The organism is Oceanisphaera arctica (genome assembly GCF_002936955.1).
In the GTDB taxonomy this organism is placed as follows: domain Bacteria; phylum Pseudomonadota; class Gammaproteobacteria; order Enterobacterales; family Aeromonadaceae; genus Oceanimonas; species Oceanimonas arctica.
In genome coordinates this window covers 175,837-199,080 of the sequence record NZ_MPZM01000001.1, presented here as the reverse complement: position 1 = coordinate 199,080, position 23,244 = coordinate 175,837, and the positions used below count along the sequence as shown (strand labels likewise).

The 23,244-nt window shown below is 57.8% G+C and carries 21 protein-coding genes; 6 read left to right on the top strand and 15 right to left on the bottom strand.

All coding sequences use genetic code 11. The features are described 5' to 3' along the window. Positions 1-4: 4 nt before the first annotated feature. The 9 genes from uvrY to UN63_RS00965 form a co-directional block, all read right to left on the bottom strand. Positions 5-646 (bottom strand): UvrY/SirA/GacA family response regulator transcription factor, encoded by a 642-nt coding sequence (gene uvrY / locus UN63_RS01005; protein WP_104484927.1) that lies wholly within the window; start codon positions 644-646, stop codon positions 5-7. Positions 647-865: 219 nt separating this feature from the next. Continuing rightward, positions 866-2,761 (bottom strand): SurA N-terminal domain-containing protein, encoded by a 1,896-nt coding sequence (locus UN63_RS01000; RefSeq protein ID WP_104484926.1) that lies wholly within the window; start codon positions 2,759-2,761, stop codon positions 866-868. Between the two features lie 118 nt (positions 2,762-2,879). Then, entirely contained in the window at positions 2,880-3,158 is a 279-nt protein-coding gene (hupB, locus tag UN63_RS00995; RefSeq protein WP_181068133.1) for a nucleoid-associated protein HU-beta, read from the bottom strand. 207 nt (positions 3,159-3,365) lie between these two features. Continuing rightward, a complete protein-coding gene (gene lon, locus UN63_RS00990) occupies positions 3,366-5,717 on the bottom strand; it encodes an endopeptidase La (RefSeq protein WP_104484925.1) in 2,352 nt (783 codons plus the stop codon). 137 nt (positions 5,718-5,854) lie between these two features. Next, positions 5,855-7,135: an ATP-dependent protease ATP-binding subunit ClpX gene (gene clpX, locus UN63_RS00985; protein ID WP_104484924.1), complete on the bottom strand. Its 1,281-nt coding sequence runs from the start codon at positions 7,133-7,135 to the stop codon at positions 5,855-5,857. A gap of 83 nt (positions 7,136-7,218) precedes the next feature. Continuing rightward, the gene (gene clpP / locus UN63_RS00980) at positions 7,219-7,842 is read right to left on the bottom strand and encodes an ATP-dependent Clp endopeptidase proteolytic subunit ClpP (protein WP_181068132.1); all 624 of its coding nucleotides are present in this window, start codon (positions 7,840-7,842) and stop codon (positions 7,219-7,221) included. Between the two features lie 88 nt (positions 7,843-7,930). Continuing rightward, positions 7,931-9,241: a trigger factor gene (tig, locus tag UN63_RS00975; RefSeq protein WP_104484922.1), complete on the bottom strand. Its 1,311-nt coding sequence runs from the start codon at positions 9,239-9,241 to the stop codon at positions 7,931-7,933. A 345-nt stretch (positions 9,242-9,586) separates the two neighbouring features. Further along, a complete protein-coding gene (locus UN63_RS00970) occupies positions 9,587-11,284 on the bottom strand; it encodes an NAD-dependent malic enzyme (protein WP_104484921.1) in 1,698 nt (565 codons plus the stop codon). 129 nt (positions 11,285-11,413) lie between these two features. Continuing rightward, a complete protein-coding gene (locus UN63_RS00965; protein WP_104484920.1) occupies positions 11,414-12,499 on the bottom strand; it encodes a GGDEF domain-containing protein in 1,086 nt (361 codons plus the stop codon). A 550-nt stretch (positions 12,500-13,049) separates the two neighbouring features. Between UN63_RS00965 and UN63_RS00960 the strand changes: the two genes are divergently transcribed. Genes UN63_RS00960 through UN63_RS00945 form a run of 4 tightly spaced genes read left to right on the top strand, consistent with a single transcriptional unit; the run spans position 13,050 to position 15,478 of the window. Then, a complete protein-coding gene (locus UN63_RS00960; RefSeq protein WP_104484919.1) occupies positions 13,050-13,400 on the top strand; it encodes an ArsC family reductase in 351 nt (116 codons plus the stop codon). A gap of 45 nt (positions 13,401-13,445) precedes the next feature. Then, complete coding sequence (gene dapE / locus UN63_RS00955; protein ID WP_104484918.1) at positions 13,446-14,579, top strand: succinyl-diaminopimelate desuccinylase; 1,134 nt, start codon at positions 13,446-13,448, stop codon at positions 14,577-14,579. Further along, on the top strand, positions 14,576-15,247 hold the full coding sequence (locus UN63_RS00950) for a M15 family metallopeptidase (RefSeq protein WP_104484917.1): 672 nt from the start codon (positions 14,576-14,578) through the stop codon (positions 15,245-15,247). The genes dapE and UN63_RS00950 overlap by 4 nt, the downstream gene beginning before the upstream one ends. A 3-nt stretch (positions 15,248-15,250) precedes the next feature. Next, complete coding sequence (locus tag UN63_RS00945; RefSeq protein ID WP_104484916.1) at positions 15,251-15,478, top strand: hypothetical protein; 228 nt, start codon at positions 15,251-15,253, stop codon at positions 15,476-15,478. 82 nt (positions 15,479-15,560) lie between these two features. On the opposite strand, the gene UN63_RS00940 is transcribed toward UN63_RS00945, so the two are convergent. From UN63_RS00940 to dapA, 3 genes are all read right to left on the bottom strand, one after another. Continuing rightward, positions 15,561-17,909, bottom strand: coding sequence for a DNA polymerase II (locus UN63_RS00940; RefSeq protein WP_104484915.1), 2,349 nt, complete (start codon positions 17,907-17,909; stop codon positions 15,561-15,563). A 268-nt stretch (positions 17,910-18,177) separates the two neighbouring features. Beyond that, positions 18,178-19,173, bottom strand: coding sequence for an outer membrane protein assembly factor BamC (gene bamC, locus UN63_RS00935; protein ID WP_229793498.1), 996 nt, complete (start codon positions 19,171-19,173; stop codon positions 18,178-18,180). Between the two features lie 4 nt (positions 19,174-19,177). Continuing rightward, positions 19,178-20,065, bottom strand: a complete 888-nt coding sequence (dapA, locus tag UN63_RS00930) for a 4-hydroxy-tetrahydrodipicolinate synthase (RefSeq protein WP_104484913.1) — start codon at positions 20,063-20,065, stop codon at positions 19,178-19,180. A gap of 130 nt (positions 20,066-20,195) precedes the next feature. Here dapA and UN63_RS00925 point away from each other — a divergent pair, with 130 nt between their 5' ends. Together UN63_RS00925 and bcp are read left to right on the top strand one after the other, a co-directional pair. Beyond that, positions 20,196-20,723 carry a glycine cleavage system transcriptional repressor gene (locus UN63_RS00925; protein WP_104484912.1) on the top strand — a complete coding sequence of 176 codons (528 nt, stop codon included), beginning with the start codon at positions 20,196-20,198 and terminating at the stop codon, positions 20,721-20,723. Positions 20,724-20,740: 17 nt separating this feature from the next. Continuing rightward, a complete protein-coding gene (gene bcp, locus UN63_RS00920; protein WP_104484911.1) occupies positions 20,741-21,205 on the top strand; it encodes a thioredoxin-dependent thiol peroxidase in 465 nt (154 codons plus the stop codon). Between the two features lie 338 nt (positions 21,206-21,543). Here the strand turns inward: bcp and UN63_RS00915 are convergent, their stop codons facing one another. The 3 genes from UN63_RS00915 to UN63_RS00905 all read right to left on the bottom strand — a co-directional run bounded on the left by UN63_RS00915 (position 21,544) and on the right by UN63_RS00905 (position 23,143). Next, positions 21,544-21,963 (bottom strand): DUF6691 family protein, encoded by a 420-nt coding sequence (locus tag UN63_RS00915; RefSeq protein WP_104484910.1) that lies wholly within the window; start codon positions 21,961-21,963, stop codon positions 21,544-21,546. Between the two features lie 2 nt (positions 21,964-21,965). Then, the gene (locus UN63_RS00910; RefSeq protein WP_181068131.1) at positions 21,966-22,385 is read right to left on the bottom strand and encodes a YeeE/YedE family protein; all 420 of its coding nucleotides are present in this window, start codon (positions 22,383-22,385) and stop codon (positions 21,966-21,968) included. A 287-nt stretch (positions 22,386-22,672) separates the two neighbouring features. Further along, positions 22,673-23,143 (bottom strand): GlcG/HbpS family heme-binding protein, encoded by a 471-nt coding sequence (locus UN63_RS00905; protein WP_104484909.1) that lies wholly within the window; start codon positions 23,141-23,143, stop codon positions 22,673-22,675. Positions 23,144-23,244: the final 101 nt, after the last annotated feature.

The window sequence follows — 23,244 nt, the reverse complement described above, 5'->3', positions numbered from 1 at the left end:
GCCGTTAAATCTTTTCTGCGTCCAACATGCCGTAACGGATAGCCAGATGGGTCAGCTCCACATCACCATTAATATCCAGCTTGCTGAACAATCGATAACGGTAACTGTTTACTGTTTTCGGGCTCAGATTAAGCTGTTCGGATATATCGGTGACCCGTTGACCCCTGGTAATCATCAACATGATCTGCAGTTCTCGTTCGGATAACTGCTTGAACGGGTTTTCTTCGTTGGAAAACTGACTCAGCGCCATGCGCTGGGCAATTTCCGGCGAAATATAACGTTGGCCACTGTGCACCAGACGTATGGCGTTAATCATTTCTTCCGGCCCGGCACCCTTGGTCAGGTAACCGCTGGCACCCGCCTGCATCACCTTGGTGGGAAACGGGTTTTCGGTATGAATGGTCAGGACGATGATTTTAACATCCGGGTTGAAACGCAATATTTTGCGGGTGGCTTCCAGGCCACCGATGCCCGGCATGTTCATGTCCATTAATACGACGTCCGGGTGCTGTTCTCGACACCATTGCACGGCGTCTTCGCCGCTTTTGGCCTCGCCCAACACCTTCATTCCCTTGACGTCTTCTAATATGCGTCGGATCCCTGTGCGCACTAACTCATGGTCATCAACCAAGAATACGTTAATCAAAAGATGCTCTCCGACTGCGTTAACATGCTTATCATATAACACTTTACCTAAGCTAGGCATCATAGCGAAGATGCCGACGAAAAGAAAACATTCGCCGTCATCTGTATTCGCCATCTTTATTATCAAATCAAATAGATATTGGCAATAAGAGGGTGCCAGACAGGTGCTGCGAGCATGAAAGGAAAAAGGCGCCGAAGCGCCTTGTATTATTGAGTGTTATCAGAAGTTGTCGTTCTGGGCCGTCAGCTGACGATACTCGATTTTGGCCGATGCCTTGAGCGCGCCGATCAGGCTCAGATATTCACGCTGCCCCTGTAGGCCACTCTGCCCCTGGCGAATTTGTGCCAGCAACTCAGAAGGCTGTTCCGGGGTGCTGACCGCGTTCAGCTTGAGCACCATCTGGTCGCCACCGGCCAGCGCCAAGCCGTGCAGGCTCGGCTCGTCTTGCGGGGCCGGCATGGCAAACAGGGCGTCCAGCACCGCCGGATCCTGCTCGCTTTCGCGGGTCACGTCCTTCAGCTCGGTCACTGCCAGCCCATTCCGTTCCAGCCAGGCTTGCTGCTCTCCGGCCGCCCAGGCCTGCTGCAATTCAACCGCAGCCTGCTCGGTCAGCTCGCGGGCCCTGGCGGCCAGCGTCTGCTCTCGAGCCAGCTCGCGCACTTCATCAAAGTCGCGTACCGCCGCCGGGCGGTAATCGGTCACGTGAATCACCAGCGCCTTGTTGCTGCCCAGTTCGATCAGTTCCGAGTTCATGCCCTGCTCACGCAAATCGGCAGAGAAAGCCTGAGTCAGCACCCGAGAATCGTTAAACGCGGCTGGCGCATCTTCGGCGGAGAAGTAATCGGTCGAGGTCACGTTCAGATCCAGTTCCTGTGCCGCCATGTCCAGCGAGTCGGGAAACTCGAAGGCCAGCTCGGCCAGACGCTGCTCCTGCTCGTAAAAGGCGTTTGCCGCCTGTTCCTGCGCCAGACGCTCGGCAATGGTATCACGCACTTCTGCCAGCGGTTTGGTCTTGCTGTCGCGTTTTTCCAGCAGAGTGATCAGGTGCAGGCCGAACTCGCTCTCGACCACGGGGGAGACCTCACCTGCCTCGGTCAGGGCAAAGGCCGCCTGATCGAAGACCGGATCCAGGGTGCCCTGCTCCATCCACTCCAGCTCGCCACCCTGGGCACCGGAGAAGACATCATCCGACTCCGCCTGGGCCAGTTCGGCAAAGGACTCTCCGGCAGCCAGACGCTCGCTGATGGCCTTTATTTCCTGCTCGGCACTATCACCCTTGTTCACCATGATATGCGCCACTTTACGCTGCTCGGGCTGGCTATAGGTGGTCAGGTTGGCCTGGTACTCGGCCTCGATGGCCTGCTCGTCGATATCGGAGGCGGTAACCGCATTGGCATCCAGCAGCAGGTAATCCACTTTCACCTGCTCGGGGCGCTGAAACTGCTGCGGCTGTTGCTGATAATAGGCTTTTACCTGGTCTTCAGTCAGCTCGACCCGAGTGCTGAATTCGGCCAGAGGCAGGCGCACCAGTTCGGCGTCCCGCTGCTGACGGTTCAGCCGGTCCAGCCAGCCTGCTTCGGCTTCCAGGCTGAAGCCTGAGCCGATCAGGGCATTCAGCAACAGCTGGCGGCTCAGATCCTGGCGTACGTTGTCGCGCAGCTGTTCGGCACTCATTCCGGTGCGAGACAGCAGTTGCAGGTAGCGTTCGTTATCGAATCGGCCGTCCTGCTGAAACTCCGGCAGGGCGCGAATGGCGTTGCGTACCTGCTCGTCGCTGGCATAGAGGCCCAGCTCCTGTACCTTCTGGTCGATCAGTCGCTGTTCAACCATTTGCTCCAGTACCGAGCGTCGGATCTGCGCAACATACTGGGGGTCGCCCAGCAGCTGGCTGAACTGGGGTCCCAGCTGATTTTCCAGCCGGGTCCGCTCGTTGCGATAGGCGTTTTCCAGTGCCTGGGCACCGATGTCGTCACCGTTCACCACGGCGGCTACTTCCGCCGTGGGCCGAGTGACATAGCTGCCTACTCCGGCCAGAGCAAAAGATAAAATAATCAATACCAGAATGACTTTGGAGACGGTGCCCTGGGCGCCCGCTCTTAATTTGTCAAAAAACATAACGTGTCGTTACTCCCGATAGACGGTGATGCCGCCTTACCCGAAAAAAAAAGCGCACCTTTTGATGCGCCTTTCGAGTCATGACCTGCCGGACCCAAAAGTCCAATAAAGGCGTCGCTTAGTTAACTGCGTCTTTCAGTGCTTTACCAGCCTTGAAGGCAGGCGTCTTGGCGGCAGCAATTTCGATGGCAGCACCGGTTTGCGGGTTACGGCCGGTACGGGCAGCACGCTCACGCACGGCAAAGGTACCAAACCCAACCAGAGACACCTGATCGCCTTCTTTCAGTGACTCGGTCACCGCCTCAACAAAGGCGTCCAGCGCACGGCCGGCAGAAGCCTTGGTGATGTCGGCGCCGTCGGCAATCTTGTCGATCAGTTGAGATTTATTCACAGTCATTCCCCTTGTCGTTTTTACGTTGGTCAGCTGACACAACCTTAACTTCGATATTGTTATTGATGGATGACAGCGCTCATGGGCTTATCAAGCGCTGCTCTGCCGGCCACCGGCGTCGTCCATGTCAGCGGCCTGCCAAATAATTTCATCCAAGGCTACTGCGAGTCAGGGCTGCTGACAAGCCTGAAACCTGAGTTAGGGCGAAAAAGCTCAGGCAGTGGCCACGGAAAAGGATTCCGGGGGCTGTTCCAGCGCCAATTCCAGCACTTCCTCTATCCAGCGTACAGGATGAATCTCGAGATCCTGTTTGACGTTGGCCGGAATTTCTTCCAGATCGCGCTCGTTTTCTTTCGGGATCAGCACCCGCTTGATGCCACCACGGCGCGCAGCCAGCAGTTTTTCTTTCAGGCCACCGATAGGTAGCACTTCGCCGCGCAGGGTGATTTCGCCGGTCATGGCCACATCGGCGCGTACCGGGTTACCGGTCAGGCTGGACACCAGCGCCGTGCACATGGCCACACCCGCACTCGGGCCGTCTTTCGGGGTCGCCCCTTCCGGCACGTGCACATGAATATCGCGCTTCTCGTGGAAGTCACTGTTAATCCGCCACTTGTCGGCACGGGAGCGCACGACTGTCATCGCTGCCTGCACCGACTCTTTCATGACGTCGCCCAGAGAGCCCGTATACGCCAGCTTGCCCTTGCCGGGCACGTTGGCCACCTCTATGGTGAGCAGTTCGCCCCCCACTTCGGTCCAGGCCAGACCGGTCACCTGACCTATCTGGTTATGTTCCTCGGCCTTGCCGTAATCAAAGCGCTGCACGCCCAGGTAATCTTTCAGATTATCCTGATTGATCACCACCTGCTTGATGTCTTTATTGAGCAGTATTTCCTTCACCGCCTTGCGGCAGAGCTTGGATATTTCCCGCTCCAGGTTACGCACCCCGGCCTCACGGCTGTAATAACGAATGATGCCGACAATCGCCGAATCTTCCACCACTATTTCGCTTTCTTTCAGACCATTACGGCTGATTTGCTTGGACAGCAGATGGTTCTTGGCAATGTTTAGTTTTTCGTCTTCGGTATAACCCGACAGCCGGATTACTTCCATCCGGTCCAGCAGCGGACCCGGAATATGCATGGAGTTGGAGGTGGCCACGAACATCACGTCCGACAGGTCATAATCCACTTCCAGATAGTGATCATTGAAGCTGTGGTTCTGCTCCGGATCCAGCACTTCCAACAGAGCAGAAGCCGGATCGCCACGCATGTCGGACGACATCTTGTCGATTTCATCGAGCAGGAACAGCGGATTGCGTACGCCCACCTTGGCCATTTTCTGGATAAGCTTGCCGGGCATGGAGCCGATATAGGTACGACGGTGACCGCGAATTTCCGCCTCGTCCCGCACGCCGCCGAGCGCCATGCGCACGTATTTACGGCCGGTGGCCTTGGCTATGGACTGGCCGAGCGAAGTCTTGCCCACGCCGGGCGGCCCTACCAGACACAGAATGGGCCCTTTGAGCTTGTTGGTCCGGCTCTGTACCGCCAGATACTCGATAATGCGTTCCTTGACCTTTTCCAGGCCATAGTGATCCGCATCCAGGGTCTCTTCCGCCTTGGCCAGATCTTTCTTCACCTTGGATTTTTTCTTCCAGGGCACGGCGACCATCCAGTCGATGTAGCCACGCACCACGGTGGCTTCCGCCGACATCGGCGACATCATCTTCAGCTTGGCCAGTTCGGCGTCGGTTTTCTGTCGCGCCTCGTCGGTCATGCCGGCGTCTTCGACTTTCTGCTGCAGCGCCTCGAATTCATCGGGCACCTCGTCCATATCGCCCAGTTCTTTCTGAATCGCCTTCATCTGCTCGTTCAGATAGTACTCGCGCTGGCTCTTTTCCATCTGCTTCTTGACGCGGGCGCGAATACGACGCTCTACCTGCAGCACGTCGATTTCCGACTCCATCATCGCCATCAGGTATTCGAGTCGCTCGCCCACCTCGGCAATTTCCAGCACCTTCTGCTTGTCTTCCAGCTTGAGCGGCATGTGGGCGGCCATGGTATCGGCCAGCCGCGCCGCATCTTCGATGGCAGACAGCGATGTCAGCACTTCGGGCGGAATTTTCTTGTTGAGTTTGATGTAACTTTCAAACTGGGTAATAGCCGAGCGGACCAGCACTTCCTGCTCGCGCTCCTCAAGGGCCGCGGTCTCCAGATACTGAGCCTCGGCCACGAAGTAACCGTCCTGCTCGCGCAGATTATCCATGCGGGCACGCTGGCCACCTTCCACCAGCACCTTGACGGTGCCGTCGGGCAGTTTCAGCAGTTGCAGTATATTGGCGATAGTACCGACCTGATAGAGGTCATCGGCCTGTGGATCGTCGGTAGCCGCCTCTTTCTGTGCGATCAGCAGTACCTTCTTGTCCTGCTCCATGGCTGCTTCAAGGCAGCGGATGGACTTTTCCCGTCCTACAAACAGCGGGATAACCATATGAGGGTATACCACCACGTCACGGAGAGGCAGAACAGGGGTTTCGATGCGTTCGGAACGCTCTAGGGTCATAGTGTCCTCTCGGCTTGAATGCAATGTGTTAGCGCTTGGGCAGTATATGGGGGCGAGATCATCAGATTCAATCACAAGACACGCAAAAACAGAAAAAGGGGCATAAAGCCCCTTTTGAACGGTCAAAAATGACGCACTCAGTCGCCAGAAGCCGCCTGAGTCTCCCCTTTCTGATAAATCAGAAGAGGAGCGGATTCACCCTTGATCACGGTTTCATCCACCACCACCTTGGCGACATCGTTCTGAGTCGGCAGATCGTACATGGTGTCGAGCAAGACCGCTTCCACAATGGAGCGCAGACCACGAGCACCGGTTTTGCGTTCCATCGCCTTGTGGGCAATGGCGCGCAGGGCGTCGTCCCGGAACTCCAGCTCCACGTCTTCCAACGCGAACAGGGCGCCATACTGCTTGGTCAGCGCGTTCTTGGGCTCGGACAGTATCTGTACCAGCGCATCTTCATCCAGCTCGGTCAGGGTGGCAACCACCGGCAGACGACCGATAAACTCGGGGATCAGGCCGTATTTGACCAGATCCTCGGGCTCGACCCGGGTAAAGATTTCACTCAGGGAAGAACGATCGTCCTTGGCTTTGACCTCGGCACCAAAACCAATGCCGGTGCCCTTGTCCATACGCTGCTCAATCACCTTGTCCAGGCCGGCAAAGGCGCCGCCACAGATAAAGAGGATCTTGGAGGTATCGACCTGCAGGAACTCCTGCTGCGGATGCTTGCGCCCGCCCTGGGGCGGTACCGATGCCACTGTGCCTTCAATCAGCTTCAGCAGGGCCTGCTGCACCCCTTCGCCCGAAACGTCACGGGTGATGGAGGGATTGTCGGACTTGCGGGAAATCTTGTCGATTTCATCGATATAGACGATGCCACGCTGAGCTTTTTCCACATCGTAGTCGCACTTCTGCAGCAGTTTCTGGATGATGTTCTCGACGTCTTCCCCCACGTAACCGGCTTCGGTCAGGGTGGTGGCGTCCGCCATGGTGAAAGGTACATCCAGCAAGCGAGCCAGGGTTTCGGCCAGCAGGGTCTTGCCGCAACCGGTCGGGCCGATCAGCAGAATGTTGGACTTGCCGAGCTCGACCCCATCGGTCGCGCCGACGTTGTGCAGCCGCTTGTAGTGGTTGTACACCGCCACTGCCAGTACTTTCTTGGCATGATCCTGACCGATGACATAGTCATCCAGGTTGGCACGGATTTCGTGCGGCGTCGGCAAGGCATTGCCTTCCCGCTTCGGCGAAATATCCTTGATCTCTTCCCGAATGATGTCTTCGCACAGCTCGACACATTCGTCACAAATGTAGACGGAAGGGCCAGCAATGAGCTTGCGTACTTCGTGTTGGCTTTTACCGCAAAAAGAACAGTACAGCAACTTGCCGCCATCCCCTTCGCCCTTGCGTTTGTCAGTCATTCACTCACCTCGTATGCGTACAGGCTGAGGAGTGCCTACTTACCTCTTGTTCAAAGAGTGTACAGCACCCCACCCCGCTTTGCTCAATCGCGCTTGAACAGCACCTCGTCGACCAGACCGTATTCTTTGGCCTGCTCGGCGGACATGAAGTTGTCGCGGTCGGTATCGCGCTCGATAATCGACAGATCCTGACCGGTGTGATCGGCCAGCAGACGATTGAGCTTTTCTTTGATATACAGAATTTCCTTGGCGTGGATCTGGATGTCCGACGCCTGGCCCTGAAAACCACCCAGCGGCTGATGGATCATCACCCGGCTGTTGGGCAGCACAAAGCGCTTACCGGCAGCACCGCCGGCCAGCAGGAAGGCCCCCATGGAACAGGCCTGGCCCATGCAAACCGTGCTGACGTTCGGCTTGATAAACTGCATGGTGTCATAAATCGACATGCCGGCCGTGACAGAGCCACCCGGAGAGTTGATATACAGATAGATATCTTTCTCAGGATTTTCAGACTCCAGAAACAGCAGCTGGGCACAGATCAGGTTGGCCATATGGTCTTCGACCTGACCGGTCAGGAAGATCACCCGCTCTTTCAACAGGCGAGAATAGATATCGTAGGAACGTTCACCCTTGGCGGTTTGCTCCACCACCATGGGGATAAGGGCAGCCAGGGGCCCGCTCGTCATCGAATCATGGATATTTGACATAAGATATTGTCCCCAAAACAAAATGGCCCAAGTGCACTCACACTGGGGCCATTATACGCAAGAGCTTGATGCCTAAGTCAAATGGTTCTTAAGCGCCAACGCCCGGCTTGTTCATCACTTCGTCAAAGTTGACCTGCTTATCAGACACCTTGGCCTGGCTCAGCACGAACTCGATAGCCTGATCTTCGATGGCCAAGTTACGCACGTTTTCCAGCAGTTCCGGGTTCTCGTTGTAGTAGGTAACCACTTCAGACGGATCTTCGTAGGCAGCAGACATGGAGGCGATGATTTCCTGCACCTTGGCGTCGTCGGCCTTGATCTCGTTAGCTTTGATCACTTCACCCAACAGCAGGCCCACGCGTACGCGACGCTCAGCCTGTTCCTGGAACAGTTCGGCCGGCAGTTGCGGGGCGTTTTTAGGATCCATGCCACCGAAACGCTGCAGCGCCTGCTTGCGCAGGGTTTCGATTTCGTTGTCGATCAGCGACTTGGGTACATCAACCGGGTTCTGCTCCAGCAGACCGTCGATAACCTGTTCTTTCACGGACGCTTTCAGGGCCTGAGCCAGTTCGCGCTCCATGTTTTTACGTACTTCGGCCTTCAGGCCGTCGACATTGCCGTCGGCGATGCCGAAGCGCTGTACGAATTCTTCGGTCAGCTCGGGCAGTTGCTGAGCTTCAACCTTGGTCACGGCAATGGCGAACTGGGCCGGCTTGCCTTTCAGGTTTTCGGCGTGGTATTCCTCGGGGAAGGTCACTTCCAGGGTGAAGTCATCACCGACTTTCTTGCCCATCAGGCCTTCTTCAAAGCCCGGGATCATGCGGCCGGAGCCCAGTACCAGTACGAAGTCTTCGGCGGCGCCGCCTTCGAACTCTTCACCGTCAACGGAGCCCACGAAGTTCATGGTCACGCGGTCGTCGGTAGCGGCTTCGCGCTCAACGGCAACCCAGTCGGCGTGCTGCTTGCGCAGGGTGTCGATCATCTTGTCCAGATCGGCATCGTTCACTTCAGCCTGAGGCTTCTCAATGCTGATGGCGTCCAGACCCTGTACGGCCACTTCCGGGTACACTTCGAAAATAGCGGTAAAGGTGAAATCTTCACCGGCTTTCAGCGCGGAAGGCTCCATGGTCGGCATGCCGGCCGGGTTCAGCTTCTCGCTGATCACCGCTTCGAAGAAGTTGCGCTGCATCAGTTCGCCAGCCACGTCGGCTTCAACGGAAGAACCGAACATCTTCTTGATAACGGTCATCGGTGCCTTGCCAGGACGGAAACCGTCGATACGGCGAGTCTTGGCCAGTTGACGCAGGCGGCTGTTCACTTCGCCTTCTACCTTGTCGGCAGGTACGGTAATGGTCAGGCGGCGCTCCAGGCCTTGAGTCGTTTCTACTGAAACTTGCATTCTTCTACCTCAATTTTCTTCAGCACCGTGGTGCTGACCCTGTGATTGATTTAAAACAGCCTGGGCTGCTTCCTTGAATCCTGGTGAAGACACTTGTCTTCGCGACAGCTTTGTTTTCGCAACAACGATGCTTTCGCGACAAACAGCGCCTTCTCGGCAAATTAGACGCGGCATTATAACGGGGCATCCCTGCAGCGTCGAGCGTCGCTACGGCTCAGGTTAAGCAATATGGGGCCGAACTCGTGCTTTTCAATAAAAACCCGTCACAAAAATAGTGTTGTCTGCGGCGCCATTAAAAAGGCATGCCACGGCATGCCTTGTTTTTGTCTGCGGTATTCGTTCGGGTTAGAACGAGACGCGACGATACTTGCGGTATTCCGCCTGCCAGAAGTTGGCTTCAATCGCCGCATCCAGTGCCGCATCGGAAATCTGCAGCGCCTGGCCCTGCAACTGGGCGGTTTTGGCGACCATTTTGGCTATCTGACGGCTCACTTCCTGAATTTCTTCCAGTGGCGGCAGCAGGGCGCCATCTCCGTTCAGAGCCATCGGAGAACAGGCGGCCAGAGCTCGACTGGCAGACATAAGCATGGCGTCGGTCACCCGCTTGGCGCCGCAGGCCAGTACGCCCAGACCGATGCCGGGGAAGATGTAGGAGTTGTTGCACTGAGCAATTTCATACAGTTTGCCCTTGTGCTCCACCGGTGCGAAGGGGCTGCCGGTGGCAACCAGCGCCTTGCCGTCGGTCCAGTTGATGATGTCTTCCGGCGTCGCTTCCACCCGGGAGGTGGGGTTGGACAGCGGGAACACGATGGGCCGCTCGCAGTGGGCGTGCATGGTCTGGATCACCTCTTTGGTGAACAGACCCGGCTGGCCGGATACGCCGATCAGGATATCGGGCTTGCCGTTCTGCATCACTTCCAGCAGCGAGATGTTCTCGCCCGCGGTCTCCCAGTCACCGATATGCGCGAGCGACTGGGCCAGAGGACGCTGGAAGTCCACCAGATTGGGCATATTATCGGTGATCAGGCCAAAGCGGTCGACCATGAATACCCGTTGTCGTGCCTTTTCATCGCTCAGGCCTTCGGCCTTCATCTGCGCCACGATTTGCTCGGCGATACCACAACCGGCGGAGCCGGAGCCGAGGAAGGCCACTTTTTTCTCGGACAGCTTGCTGCCGCTGGCCTGACAGGCTGCAATCAGGGAGCCCAGGGTCACGGCGGCTGTGCCCTGAATGTCATCGTTGAAGCAGCACAACTCGTCTTTGTAACGGTTGAGTACCGGCATGGCGTTTTTCTGCGCGAAGTCTTCGAACTGCAACAGCACGTTGGGCCAGCGACGCTTCACCGCCTCAATAAAGGCATCAACAAACTGCTCGTATTCTTCACCGGTTACCCGCGGGTTGCGCCAGCCCATGTACATGGGATCATTCAGCAGCTGCGGGTTGTTGGTGCCCGCATCCAGTACCACCGGCAGGGTGTAAGCCGGAGAAATACCGCCACAGGCGGTGTACAGGGACAGCTTGCCGATAGGAATACCCATGCCGCCGATACCCTGATCGCCCAGACCCAGGATGCGTTCGCCGTCGGTCACCACGATGACCTTGACGTTGCGCTTGGTGGCGTTCTGCAGGATATCGTCGATACGATCCCGATCCGGGTAGGAAATGAACAAACCTCGGGCGCGACGGTAGATGTTGGAAAACTCCTCACAGGCCTTACCCACAGTCGGGGTATAGATGATAGGCATCATCTTGCTCAGATTGTTTTGTACCAAACGGTAGAACAGGGTCTCGTTAGTGTCCTGAATGTTGCGCAGGTAAATATGCTTGTCGAGATCGTTTTGAAAGGAGGTGTACTGTTTATATGCCCGGGACGCTTGTTCTTCTATGGTCTCGATGTTGTGGGGCAGCAGACCTTCCAGGTTGAACGAAATACGCTCTTCCTTGGAGAAGGCTCCGCCTTTGTTCAGCAGCGGGGTTTCCAGCAGGGCCGGACCTGCATAGGGTACATAGAGGGCACGTTTTTCATGATGCTCTTGGGGCATAAGACATCTCGCTTAAGTTATAGTCCCGGAGGGGAAAGTTATGATTTGAGTAATAGGGGGCTCGCCGGCCAGTATAAGCCAAGCCCCCTTCCCAAACCACCACCTACGAATGCTTATACTGTCGATAGACTACCGATGTGCCACCACGCAATTACGCCCCTGGCTTTTGGCTCCATATAAAGCCTCATCGGCCTGGCGCAGCAAGTCGGTGGGCACACTGTCGTGGTGGCCTTCGACCACGCCGGCACTGAGGGTCACCATGACTTCACTTTCATCCAATGGATTTTCCACCGGCTGGGATTCCACCGCCAGACGCAGGGTTTCGGCCTGACGCGCTGCCTGCTCCAACCGCGTCTCGGGCAGCAACACCATGAACTCTTCGCCGCCATAACGGGAGACGATGGCGTCCTGACCGAAAATATCCATGATGGTAGTGGCCACGCTGACCAGTACCTCGTCGCCCATCAGGTGCCCATGATCGTCGTTGATGCGCTTGAATTTATCGAGGTCGAGCAGTATCAGGGTGTAGGGCTGCCCGGCACTGCTGTCGTGACGCACCGCCTCCAGCTGGCGTAAAAACAGCCGGCGATTCATCAGACGGGTCAGCGGATCCCGGGTCGACTCCCGATACAGGTCCAGCAGCATGCGCAACTGTCCGGCCTGTACCCAGATCATCGCCAGGCTGAAACACAATAACAGCCAGATGCGGTCGATCAGCTCGCCGTTGTCCAGGGTGCGGGAGTCGAGCCAGTAGTCGGTGCCCAGCACCACCAGTATCATCACTACCGCCACCCTCAGGCCGGAACGTATCGGCAACGGCAGTACCGCCAGCAAGGCCAGCAGAAAATAGGGAAAGGCCACGTAACCCACCGGAATGGGGACCCCGTCCCGGAAGCTCCACAGGCTGACAAAATTAAACAGCAGCAGAATGCCCAGCAGGGCGTATAACGACATCACCATCCAGCGCCGATCCAGTTTGCACAGATAACTGAGCGGCAGTAGCGGGGTCAGCATGACGCCGGTGATCAATCGGACCTTCCACAGCAGCTTGAAATGCGCCGGATCCAGCACCCACCAGTCGACGGCAATCCAGCCGGCGATACCGATGATAAGCAAAGCCACCAGCCAACGAAAACGAACGGCAACAACACCGATGCGGATGAGCTTAAAATCCCGGGAGTGATAGCTATCGCTCCAGTATTCCTTGAGTTCCAACCCATTCCCCTTTTTCTTTAATAGTTAGGGTCTGTTGACCTTTCGCGGTTAAATTTTGTTCGAGTTAAACGCGTTTTTATCGCGGCGAGAGGGGTGTAGCCTAGTCATTCTAAGCAATGCCCTTTCAACAAATAGAAAAACGCGTTTAGCCGAACCCGCAGGGCAGCGCTTGTGGGGTCTTGCTACTGCGTTATCGCTTATTTATGTAGAGTGACTACATGGCATAAGCGATGCCTTGTATCAAGACCCCACAAACTGCTGCAAAAATCATCGCGAAAGGTCAACAGACCCTAAACTGCAAACTGAATAAAGCGCCCGAGAATGCCAGTTAAGATAGTGCCGATAACAGCATCGCGGCGGCGACAGGAATCGCAAAAAGCGCCAACAGTACCCAAAGCTCGCACCGGGCGCCAGTGTATATTGCCGATGGGTAAAAATCATTGAACTGGCTGAGGTTTGTTGTTTCCGGGTGGCCTGTTGCAGGGGCCGGGCTTAAGTGACAGAATTCTGCCCATTGCTATTCACGCCCACGCATTTACAGGATTCCATCTTGACCATCAGACTCTACGGCATCAAAAACTGCGATACCGTCAAGAAAGCCCGCAAGTGGCTGGACCAACAGGGTATCGATTACCGTTTCGTCGACCACAGAGCCGACGGCCTGGATCCGGCCGAGCTGCAACACTGGCTGGAGCGGCTCGGCTGGGAGCAATTGCTCAACAAGAGAGGCACCACTTATCGTGCCCTGCCGGACGCCGACAAGGCCGGACTTGGCCCGGACACCGCCGCCGCCCTGCTGCAGGCGCATCCGGCGATGATCAAACGACCGCTGCTGGTACTGGACGACGAGCTACATCTGGGCTTCAAACCCGAACTGTATTCCCGCTTATTTAATAAGTAGCTAATAAGTAATCAATAAATAATCAATAAATAATCAAGGATTAGAATGACTGACTCTGCCGTGCTAGCCCTCACCCGGGACCTGATCAACCGCCCCTCCGTGACCCCCGAAGACGAAGGCTGCCAGGAGCTGATGGGCGCCCGCCTCAAAGCCCTCGGCTTTGAACTGGAAACCATGGTGTTTGAAGACACCACCAACCTGTGGGCCCGCCGGGGTAGCGAAGGGCCGCTGTTCTGCTTTGCCGGTCATACCGACGTGGTGCCGCCCGGCCCGCTCGACCAGTGGCACACCCCGCCCTTCGAAGCCACCGACATCGACGGTTACCTGCACGGCCGGGGTGCGGCCGACATGAAGGGTTCACTGGCCGCCATGATCGTCGCCACCGAACGTTTTATCGCCCAGCACCCTGATCACAAGGGCTCCATCGCCTTTCTGATCACCAGCGATGAAGAAGGCCCCTTCATCAACGGCACCACCCGGGTGATTGACACCCTGGAAGCCCGTAACGAAAAAATCACCTGGTGCCTGGTGGGCGAACCCTCCTCCACCCATGAAGTGGGTGACGTGGTCAAGAACGGCCGCCGCGGCTCCCTCACCGGCGATCTTGTGGTCAAGGGCATTCAGGGTCATGTGGCCTACCCGCATCTGGCCGACAATCCGGTGCATAAGGCGGCCCCGGCCCTGACCGAGCTGGCCAATACGGTATGGGACAACGGCAACGAATTCTTCCCGCCCACCAGCTTCCAGATTGCCAACCTGCACGCCGGCACCGGCGCCTCCAATGTGATCCCGGGCGAGTTCAAGGTGCAGTTCAACTTCCGCTTCAGCACCGAGCTGAACGAAGACACCATCAAGGCCCGGGTGCACAGCATGCTTGACGCCCACGGCCTGAACTACCACATCGACTGGCTGCTCAACGGTAAACCCTTCCTCACCGACAAGGGTGACCTGGTGCAGGCGACCGTGGAAGCAATTCAAGCGGTCAAACACCAGGAGCCGGCGCTGCTGACCACAGGTGGCACCTCGGACGGCCGCTTCATCGCCCAGACCGGCGCTCAGGTTGTCGAACTCGGTCCGGTCAATGCCACCATTCACAAGCTCAACGAATGTGTGAAAATTGCCGATCTGGAACTACTCACCGATATGTATGAAGGCATTCTGGACCGTCTGCTGGCATGAACCCACTCTGCCTGCTTGGCCTGAGCGATTCACATCTGGTGGCGCTGAACGAGCCGGGGCACCGGCTGCAGTCCGAGGCCAGAGACGCCTTTATGACCATGCAGGCGGCGGCGACCGAGGCCGGTTTTCAACTGATGCCGGCCTCGAGCTTTCGCAGCTTCGAGCGCCAGCTTGCCATCTGGAACGGCAAATTCGAGGGCAGCCGGCCACTGCTGGATGCCGACAGCCAACCGCTGCAGACGCTGGCGTTGAGCGAGCCCGAACGCATCACCGCCATATTGCACTGGAGCGCCCTGCCCGGCACCAGCCGCCATCACTGGGGCACGGATCTGGACGTTTACGACCCGACCCTGCTGCCCCCGGGGAAAAAGCTGCAGCTTGAGCCCTGGGAGTATGAGCCGGGCGGTTATTTTTATCCGCTCAGCCAGTGGTTGGCCGCCAACATGGCGCGCTTCGGCTTTTACCTGCCCTTTGCGCAGGACGGCGGCGGCGTGGCGATAGAACCCTGGCACCTGAGTTACCGGCCGCTGGCCACAGATTGCGCCAGCCAGCTGACCCCCTCATTGGTGGCCGAGGCCTTGCGGTTGCAGCCAGTGGCGGGAAAAAAGCATATCCTTAAACTGTTGGACGAGATTTTCGCCCGTTATATCACCACCACCGAGGATTAAGCCATGAGCACCTGGTTCTGGATTGCCCTGCCGTTATTGTTTGTCGTCGGCCTCTTTGTCGGCGCGCTCAAGGACACCAAGCAGATTGAAAAATTCGTCAAGAAAAACCGCGACAAGATGCACCTGAAAGACTGGGATACCGAAGAACGTAAAAGGGACGACTGGGGCGTGCCCCCCGGCGACTACCATGCCGACGACAAAGATAATAAGGACAAAGAAACGAAAGACTAGGGATTGGGGACTGGGGACTGGGGATTAGCAGCCAGTTCCCAACCACCAATCCCTGTTCCCTAATCACCAATCCCTGCTCCCCCTAGAACAACCCGAGCTGCTGTCCGATCAATGCGTCGAAACTCAGGCCCGCGAAGGGCAGTATGGCGTCGGCCACCGGCTTGAGCTGGCGGTCGACATAATGCTGATAATCGATGGCCGAACCAAGGTACTCCAGCGGCTCGGGCCCGTTCACTGTGATCAGATAACGGATCACTCCTTTCTGCTGATAACGTAACGGCACGCCTCGCCGGGCGTTGTGCTCGTCCGCCAGTCGTGCCGCTCGCACCTGCGGTGGCTGCGACTTCACATACTGGGCCAGCGGCCGGCGCAAACGCTTGCGATACACCAAGTCCTCATCCCGCTCTCCGGCCAGGGTCTGCGCCAGGGTCTGTCGAATAAAGTCGCTCGGGTCCAGGTCGTCGAATACCAGCCGGTACAGCTCGGTCTGAAATTGCTGCGCCAGCGGCGTCCAGTCGGAGCGCACCGTTTCCAGCCCCTTGAACACCAGCTCGCCGACGCCGTTGCTGATGCTCAGACCCGCGTAACGCTTCTTGGATCCCTGCTCCTGACCACGAATCGTGGGCATCAGAAAACGGGCGAAATAACGTTCGAACTGCAACTCGAGACAACTTACCAACTGCAGCTGTGTCGCCAGTTGCTGTTGCCACTGCTCGGTCATCCGGGTGGCCAGGCGCTGCCCCTCGAGACTGGCAGTATCTTCATCGTGATGGCCAGTCAGCAGCACAAACACCGAATCGGTGTCGCCGTAGATCACCTCGTGGCCTTCGGCCTCTATCCAGCGGGCGGTCTGCTGCATGATCTCGTGGCCGCGTAGGGTAATGGAGGACGCCAACCGGGTATCGTAGAAGCGACAACCGCCGGAGCCGAGTACCCCATAGAAGGAGTTCATCAGTATCTTGATCGCCTGGGAACGTGGGCCGTCTCGCTCGCGCTTGGCCTGATCCCGTTCCTGCCACAGTCGCTCGATGATGGCCGGCAGAAAATGCCGCTGGCGAGAAAACAGAGCTCCGCGAAAGCCAGGAATGGCCCCCTCTTCCTTCAACCCCAGCACCAGCCCCAGCGGGTCTATCTTGAAGGTGCGGATAATGGCGGGATACAGACTCTTGAAGTCCAGCACCAGCACATGACGATAGAGGCCGGGCTTTGAGTCCATTACGTAGCCACCGGGGCTGGCCAGGCCGCCACCGGCGGGCAGGTTGGGTGCCACAAAACCGGCCCGGTGCAGGTGCGGCAGATAGACTTGGGTAAAGGCCGCCACCGAGCCGCCGACCCGATCCAGCTCCAGCCCGGTAAGCTGGCTGCGCAGCCGCAGAAAGTCGAGCAGCCGGGTGTGCTCAAAAATGTCCCACACCAGCCGGCAGTCTTCCAGGTTATAGGCGGCCAACTTAGGCTTGTTGTGGCGAAAATCCCGGGTGATGGTCGCCAATCGATGTTCGACGTCTTCGGTCTGCTTGCCCCGCCCCAGCAACTGACGGGACACCGACTCCAGGCTGAAGCTGTCGAACTGGTAACAGGCGGTCTTGAGTGCCTCGATACCGTCTATCGCCACCCGTCCGGGCAAGGTCAGAAACACCTGACCGGTGTGCGCCGACTCCCGCAGAAAGGCCGCCTCGCCACCCCGCCCCAGCTTGAGCCGCAGGCCGTGCAGCGCCGCCCGCTGCAACAGCAGCCGAAAATCGAAACCGACCAGATTCCAGCCGATGATGATATCCGGATCATGGCGGTTCAGCTCCTGCTCCAGGGCTTTCAGCAGCGCCGGCTCATCCACCACCCAGCGAATATCGGTGTCCGCCGGCTCCGGCTTACCTATCATCAGCACCCTCGCCAGCTCATCACCATAGAGACCGATGGAATAGAGCTCGCCTCGGGCCGAGCATTCGATGTCGAGCGACAGCACCCGAAACCGGGGGCTCCAGTCGCCGGGCTTGAGCCGTACGCCACTGAACTGCCGATAACCGGAGGCGGGTCTCGACTGCCCAACGAAGTCGACCGAGCCTCGGATAAAGCGGCTAAGCAGAAAGCGTTCGTGCAGGCGCAAGTCATCTTCAAACACGCCGATGCCGTCGCGGCGCAAGCACTCCGCCGCCACTCGATGATCGGCAATGGTCGCAAAATAGAGCACCGCCACCGGCTGATACTCCAGGGTCTGCAAACCGGGCTCGGCCCATTGATAACCGATGCCGACCCCCGCAAGACTCTGCGCCACCGCATCCCGCCGTTCGGTCGGCACCATCAATAGCGGCCGTTCGCCGGACAGCAGCAAGCGCACCGGGCCCTGTGCGGTACAGAGCCAGTAGATAATTTCGGTGCTGCCGGCCCGGTCACGGCTGTGACGGGTCAGGATAAAACCCTGTTCGATGTCGCTCATAGCGGCATTATAAAGGAGTAATAGAGGACATTGTGTTTACTCGGTGTAACTCGGTCAAAGGGCCCGCTCCGCCGACCCCGCTCAAGCAGAGGCAACAGAGAACGGCTCCCACGACCATGAAATGCCAGGGACGGCATTTCCGAGCCCCCATGGATGGTTTATGGCGTGTCGAGGGAGGCGACTGTTTTGCCTCTGTATTACTTCAGTGTCGAATATGAAAAAGCCCCGTCAATACGGGGCCTGTCATATTGGGCACAGTCGGTAGGGCTTAGCGGATCAGGTCGGTACGCTGAAAGGCATCGCCCAGAGTGCGCGCCAGCTGGCTCAGAATGTCGGCGGACACAGGTACCTTGTTCTTGTCGCTCAGGGTAATGCTGCTCTGCTCACCCAGGTCGCCGAGCTGAATGCGATATTGCTGCTCGGGAATATTCAGCGCCGGCAGCCCCAGATCGCGCCACTTGCCCTTGCTCAGGCCGTCGAACTCCACGTCCACATAACCCAGCGCCTGCTGGCGGTTGGTCAGTTTGAAGCCGAGCTGTGGCAACAGGGTGACCAGCCGCTTCCAGCTACGGTCGTAGCCTTCGTCGGTCAGCAAGCGGCCCTGATCCTGATCCAGGGTCAACTTGATGGGGCTGCGGTCGAGCAAATTCTGCTTCTTGGTCAGCTCACGCTGATAAGACAGCGAGAAGGCATTCAGCATGGCCGCTTCTGCCCGCTGTCGATCCTGTGCCAGCAGGGTCTCGCCGCCCTCGGCGCTGACCTGCACGGCTACCGCGCGGCGAACCGCATCCGGCACCAGCTGCCAGCTGAATTGCTGTTTTTCGCTACCGATAGCCCGGCCATTGCTACGCCAGCCCTGAGCAGACTGACTGAACTCGGCTTTTTGCCCCTTGAAGAAAGCTTCCAGTGCCTGTCTCAGTTCTTGCTCCAGCGGCTGATCCAGCCGCTGCTGATAAAACCAGAGGCCGCTGCCGCTGTCCATGACTTCGGTACCGCGCACCAGCGGCAGTACCTGGGTGGGCGGACGAACATCCACCGCCTTGCCGGTAACACCACCGATGACCCCTTCGGTAGGAGCCGGGATCACGTATTCGTTATTGAAGTCCGGTGCTTCCAGCCCGGCCGGGATCAGCAATGGGGTGGTTCTCAGCTTGGCATCTTCGTAGTCAAACCCCCGATTCGCCTGCGCACGGGTCTCGGGATTGCTGCAGCCGGCCAGCACACTCATGGCCAGCAGGCTTATTACTAGTTTTTTTGAATTCAAAGGTTTATCCACGCCCTGTTAACTCCGCTTTAAGTAACGCTTCCCTCACCTGTTCCCGCCCCGAAGCGTCGAGGGGGATCAAGGGTAAACGCGGCATTGAGGTATCGATGAGCCCGAGTTCGGCACAGGCCCACTTCACCGGTATGGGATTGGTATCACAAAACAAATGCTGATGCAGTGGCAACAGGCGCCGGTTGATCACGTCGGCCTGGGACCAGTCGCCGGCCAGCGCCGCCCGGAACAAATCGGCCATGTCGGCCGCCGCCGCGTTGGCGGTTACCGATATAACGCCATGGCCACCCAGACGAACAAAGTCGAGCGCCAGATGATCGTCGCCGCTGAACAAAAGAAAATCTTCACCACAACTGCGCTTGAGTTCGCTTACCCGGTCGAGGCGTCCGCTGGCATCCTTGATGCCGATGATGGCATCCAACTCCGCCAGCCGTCCTGCGGTTTCCGGCAACAGATCGCAACCGGTCCGTCCGGGCACATTGTAGAGGATCTGTGGCAGGTCGCAGGCATCGGTAATGGCGGTGTAATGGGCCAGCAGGCCAGCCTGAGAGGGTTTGTTATAGTAGGGCGTGACCGACAGGCCGGCCGCGACGCCCATCTCTGCCATCGCCTGACTCAGACGAATGGCCTGGCGGGTGTTGTTGGAGCCACAGCCGCCGATCACCGGAATACGACCGTCCGCATATTCCATCACCCGCCGCACGACCTCAAGGTGTTCGTCGGTGCTCAGGGTGGGCGACTCGCCGGTGGTGCCCATGGCGGCAATCGCCGCCGTGCCGCTGGCCACATGATAATCGACCAGCCGCTTCAGGCTGCCGTTATCAACCTCGCCCGCCGCCGTCATCGGCGTAATCAGTGCCACTATGCTACCGCTGAACATAGTAAATTCCGTTAAGTATCAAGTCCGGCTATGGTAGTGGCGCCCCCTTCGGAATACAAGAGAGGCACTGGAGCCCCTTGCAATTTGTGCTAACATGGCGCCCCTCTTCCCAGACCTTTCGGATAGCCAGATGACGCATCATCTTGTGGTCACCGCCATCGGTGAAAACAGAGCCGGCATCGTGAACGAAGTGGCACGCCAGGTCACCGATTGCGGCTGCAACATCGTCGACAGCCGCCTCGGCATCTTCGGCAATGAGTTCACCTTTATCCTGTTGCTGTCTGGCAGCTGGAACCAGATAACCCGGCTCGAGACCACACTGCCGCTGTTCGGCCAGAATCAGGCGCTGATCACCATGATGAAACGCACCCAGGTGCTGAGCCAGCCGAGTTATGCCCTGAGCGCCGACGTAGAGCTGGTGGTAGCCGACCGGCCCGGCATCGTCAATCGCTGCACCCAGTTTTTCAGCGACTGCGGCTGGGATATTCAGGCCATGCAGAGCCAGACCCTGGCCGGCGTCGAGTCCGGCAAGTTTCAGGCGCATTTTCAGCTTAATCTGCCTGAGCAGCTGACCGACGGTGAAGCCGAAGACGCCGTCGACCGCTTATGTCGCGAGCTGGAATGCGAGCGACACAGCCTTCGTCTTAAACGCAAATAATCTCAAGGAGTCCGTCGATGACCTATTTACCCGCAGGAAGCCCAGCCCCCTCTTTTACCCTGCACGATCAAAACGACAAACCGGTCAGCCTGGCCGACTTCAGCGGCAAGAAAGTATTGGTGTACTTTTATCCCAAGGCGATGACACCGGGTTGCAAGGTACAGGCCTGCGGCCTGCGCGACAGCCAGACCGAACTTGCCGAACGCAATGTGGTGGTGCTGGGCATCAGCCCGGATCCGGTGGCCCGGCTGAAGAAGTTTGAAGAAAAAGACGAGCTGAACTTCACCCTGTTGTCTGACGATGACCACGCCGTGGCCGACGCCTTCGGGGTCTGGGGGCTGAAGAAGTTCATGGGCAAGGAATACGACGGCATTCACCGCATCAGCTTTCTGATCGACGAAACCGGCACAGTGGCCAAGGTATTCGACAAGTTCAAGACCAAGGATCACCATCAGGTAGTGATGGATTACCTGAACGGGTAATTCTTGCCCCACAAGCACTCGCCCAAAGGGCCAGCTCCGTCGACTCGCTGTAGATACATCCATGTACGCTCTCCGTTTCATCCCTGAAACGAAAGGTCGACGGAGCAGATCCCTTTGGCCTCCCTGAAGCACCTATGTCGCCAGCCTGCGACGCAAACAGAAAACGTTAGAGCTGAAGGTGGGAAAAGGGATCTGCTCCACTGGCCATGACATGCCAGGGATGGCATGTCCTGAGCGAACAGGGATGTGAAAGCGAGCCAGTGGAGTAGACCCTTTGCCCGATGTACTCGCCTCATTCAACCCTGTTACCTCTTTAAATACAGGTCAAACAGTCTATTTCAAGACTGCTTGTTGAAGCGTCCTACCAGCCAGAAGCCGGCGACCATGGCGGCGATGAAGAGCCCTGCCTGCCATTGCAGACTGGCGCCCAGCCCCAATGCGGGCCCAGGGCAGATGCCCGCCAGTCCCCAGCCGATACCAAACAGCAATGCCCCCACGATCAGTTGTTTATCGATGAGCGGCGCCGGTATCTTGGGCAGCTTGGTACCCAGGGCACAATGGCTGCGACCTTGCCGGCGCCAGAGCCAGTAACCCGGCGCAAACACCGCCAGGGCACCGCCCATCACCAGCGCCAGGCTCGGGTCCCAGTCGCCGAACAGGTTGAGAAACCCCTGTACCTTGGCCGGGTCGACCATGCCGGAGACAACCAGCCCCAGCCCGAACAGGGAACCCGATATCAGTGCAATCAGTATCAGCATGGTTACACTCCCACTCCAAACAAGGTCACGGTCATGATGCCAGCCGCCATGAATATCAGGGTCGCCACCACAGAGCGCCATGACAGGCGGCCCATGCCGCAGATGCCGTGCCCGCTGGTGCAGCCGTTGCCGAGACGGCTACCGATGCCCACCAGCAAGCCAGCCAGCACCAGCCGGGGCGCGGAAAAGCGTTCCAGTGAAGGAGCACTAACCCAATCAAAGCCGAACAGGATAAAGGGCATCAGTATCAGCCCGACCACGAAGGCGATGCGCCAGCCCCTGTCGGGCTGCGAGCCGATACCGGCGACGATGCCGCTGATACCGGCAATGCGGCCGCCGGCCAGCAGTAACAGCAGGGCACCGGTACCGATCAACATTCCTCCGAACAAGGCCGTCCAGGGGGTGAAGTTCACTATGGTCATCACACTACTCCATTTGAATTAGAATTTTCTAATGGTAGCGAAGAACTTTAAATTAGCAATATCTTACTTAAAGGTTATCTTGAATCCGTTCCCCTTTATTTACAATGCGCTTTATAGCCGTCAAGAATTCGGCGTGCAGCTACTTATATCGACAAAGGACCGCAGACAGACCCATGCCGGAAGCCGAGTTGCTGCGCTGGCTGGCAGATCAATAACGGCAGGCCCGATAAGGGCCTGCCGTTATGATTGTCGTCATCTTGTGCAGGACAGGGTGACTCCGGCGGCTGTTACTTCAATACCGCCTTGATGGCCGCATCGGCGCAGGCCTGATCCAGATGGCCACCTGGGGCGCCGCCAATCCCGATACCGCCCACCAGCTGATCGCCTACGCGTATCGGCAGACCGCCACCCAGGATCAGCATGTCCGGGTGCATTTCTCGCAATCCGAACAATGCCGGCTTGTCGGCGATGTTATTCGCCAGATCGGCGGTCACCACGCCCATGGAGGCAGAGGTAAAGGCTTTCTTGCGGGCGCTTTCTATCGTGTGCGGGCCGGCCAGTTCATCACGAGCCAGGGCCTTGAGCACACCGGAGCGGTCCACCACCGCCACGGTCACGTGATAACCGTCTTTGGCGCAATGTTTGAGGCCTTCGGCCACCAGCTGCTGAGCCGTGTCTGTGCTGAGCACGGAGGTGTTCACGGTTTGTGCCTGAGCACCCAGGCTGGCCAGGGCCAGTAACGCCAGGTATTTTTTCATGGTTTGTCTCTCCGGGGTAAATGTCCAACTCACTATAGCCATTACCATTTTCCGCTGCATTGCCGTTACATTACAAAATGGAAAGGGGGCAGGCAGGCCCC

What these genes read in the sequence shown, in the direction of transcription:
- UN63_RS01000 (WP_104484926.1), bottom strand. Translation starts at nt 2,761, where the DNA reads ATGTTTTTTGACAAATTAAGAGCGGGCGCCCAGGGCACCGTCTCCAAA.
- hupB (WP_181068133.1), bottom strand. Translation starts at nt 3,158, where the DNA reads ATGACTGTGAATAAATCTCAACTGATCGACAAGATTGCCGACGGCGCC.
- lon (WP_104484925.1), bottom strand. Translation starts at nt 5,717, where the DNA reads ATGACCCTAGAGCGTTCCGAACGCATCGAAACCCCTGTTCTGCCTCTC.
- clpX (WP_104484924.1), bottom strand. Translation starts at nt 7,135, where the DNA reads ATGACTGACAAACGCAAGGGCGAAGGGGATGGCGGCAAGTTGCTGTAC.
- clpP (WP_181068132.1), bottom strand. Translation starts at nt 7,842, where the DNA reads ATGTCAAATATCCATGATTCGATGACGAGCGGGCCCCTGGCTGCCCTT.
- tig (WP_104484922.1), bottom strand. Translation starts at nt 9,241, where the DNA reads ATGCAAGTTTCAGTAGAAACGACTCAAGGCCTGGAGCGCCGCCTGACC.
- UN63_RS00970 (WP_104484921.1), bottom strand. Translation starts at nt 11,284, where the DNA reads ATGCCCCAAGAGCATCATGAAAAACGTGCCCTCTATGTACCCTATGCA.
- dapE (WP_104484918.1), top strand. Translation starts at nt 13,446, where the DNA reads ATGACTGACTCTGCCGTGCTAGCCCTCACCCGGGACCTGATCAACCGC.
- UN63_RS00950 (WP_104484917.1), top strand. Translation starts at nt 14,576, where the DNA reads ATGAACCCACTCTGCCTGCTTGGCCTGAGCGATTCACATCTGGTGGCG.
- UN63_RS00945 (WP_104484916.1), top strand. Translation starts at nt 15,251, where the DNA reads ATGAGCACCTGGTTCTGGATTGCCCTGCCGTTATTGTTTGTCGTCGGC.
- UN63_RS00940 (WP_104484915.1), bottom strand. Translation starts at nt 17,909, where the DNA reads ATGAGCGACATCGAACAGGGTTTTATCCTGACCCGTCACAGCCGTGAC.
- dapA (WP_104484913.1), bottom strand. Translation starts at nt 20,065, where the DNA reads ATGTTCAGCGGTAGCATAGTGGCACTGATTACGCCGATGACGGCGGCG.
- UN63_RS00925 (WP_104484912.1), top strand. Translation starts at nt 20,196, where the DNA reads ATGACGCATCATCTTGTGGTCACCGCCATCGGTGAAAACAGAGCCGGC.
- bcp (WP_104484911.1), top strand. Translation starts at nt 20,741, where the DNA reads ATGACCTATTTACCCGCAGGAAGCCCAGCCCCCTCTTTTACCCTGCAC.
- UN63_RS00915 (WP_104484910.1), bottom strand. Translation starts at nt 21,963, where the DNA reads ATGCTGATACTGATTGCACTGATATCGGGTTCCCTGTTCGGGCTGGGG.
- UN63_RS00910 (WP_181068131.1), bottom strand. Translation starts at nt 22,385, where the DNA reads ATGACCATAGTGAACTTCACCCCCTGGACGGCCTTGTTCGGAGGAATG.
- UN63_RS00905 (WP_104484909.1), bottom strand. Translation starts at nt 23,143, where the DNA reads ATGAAAAAATACCTGGCGTTACTGGCCCTGGCCAGCCTGGGTGCTCAG.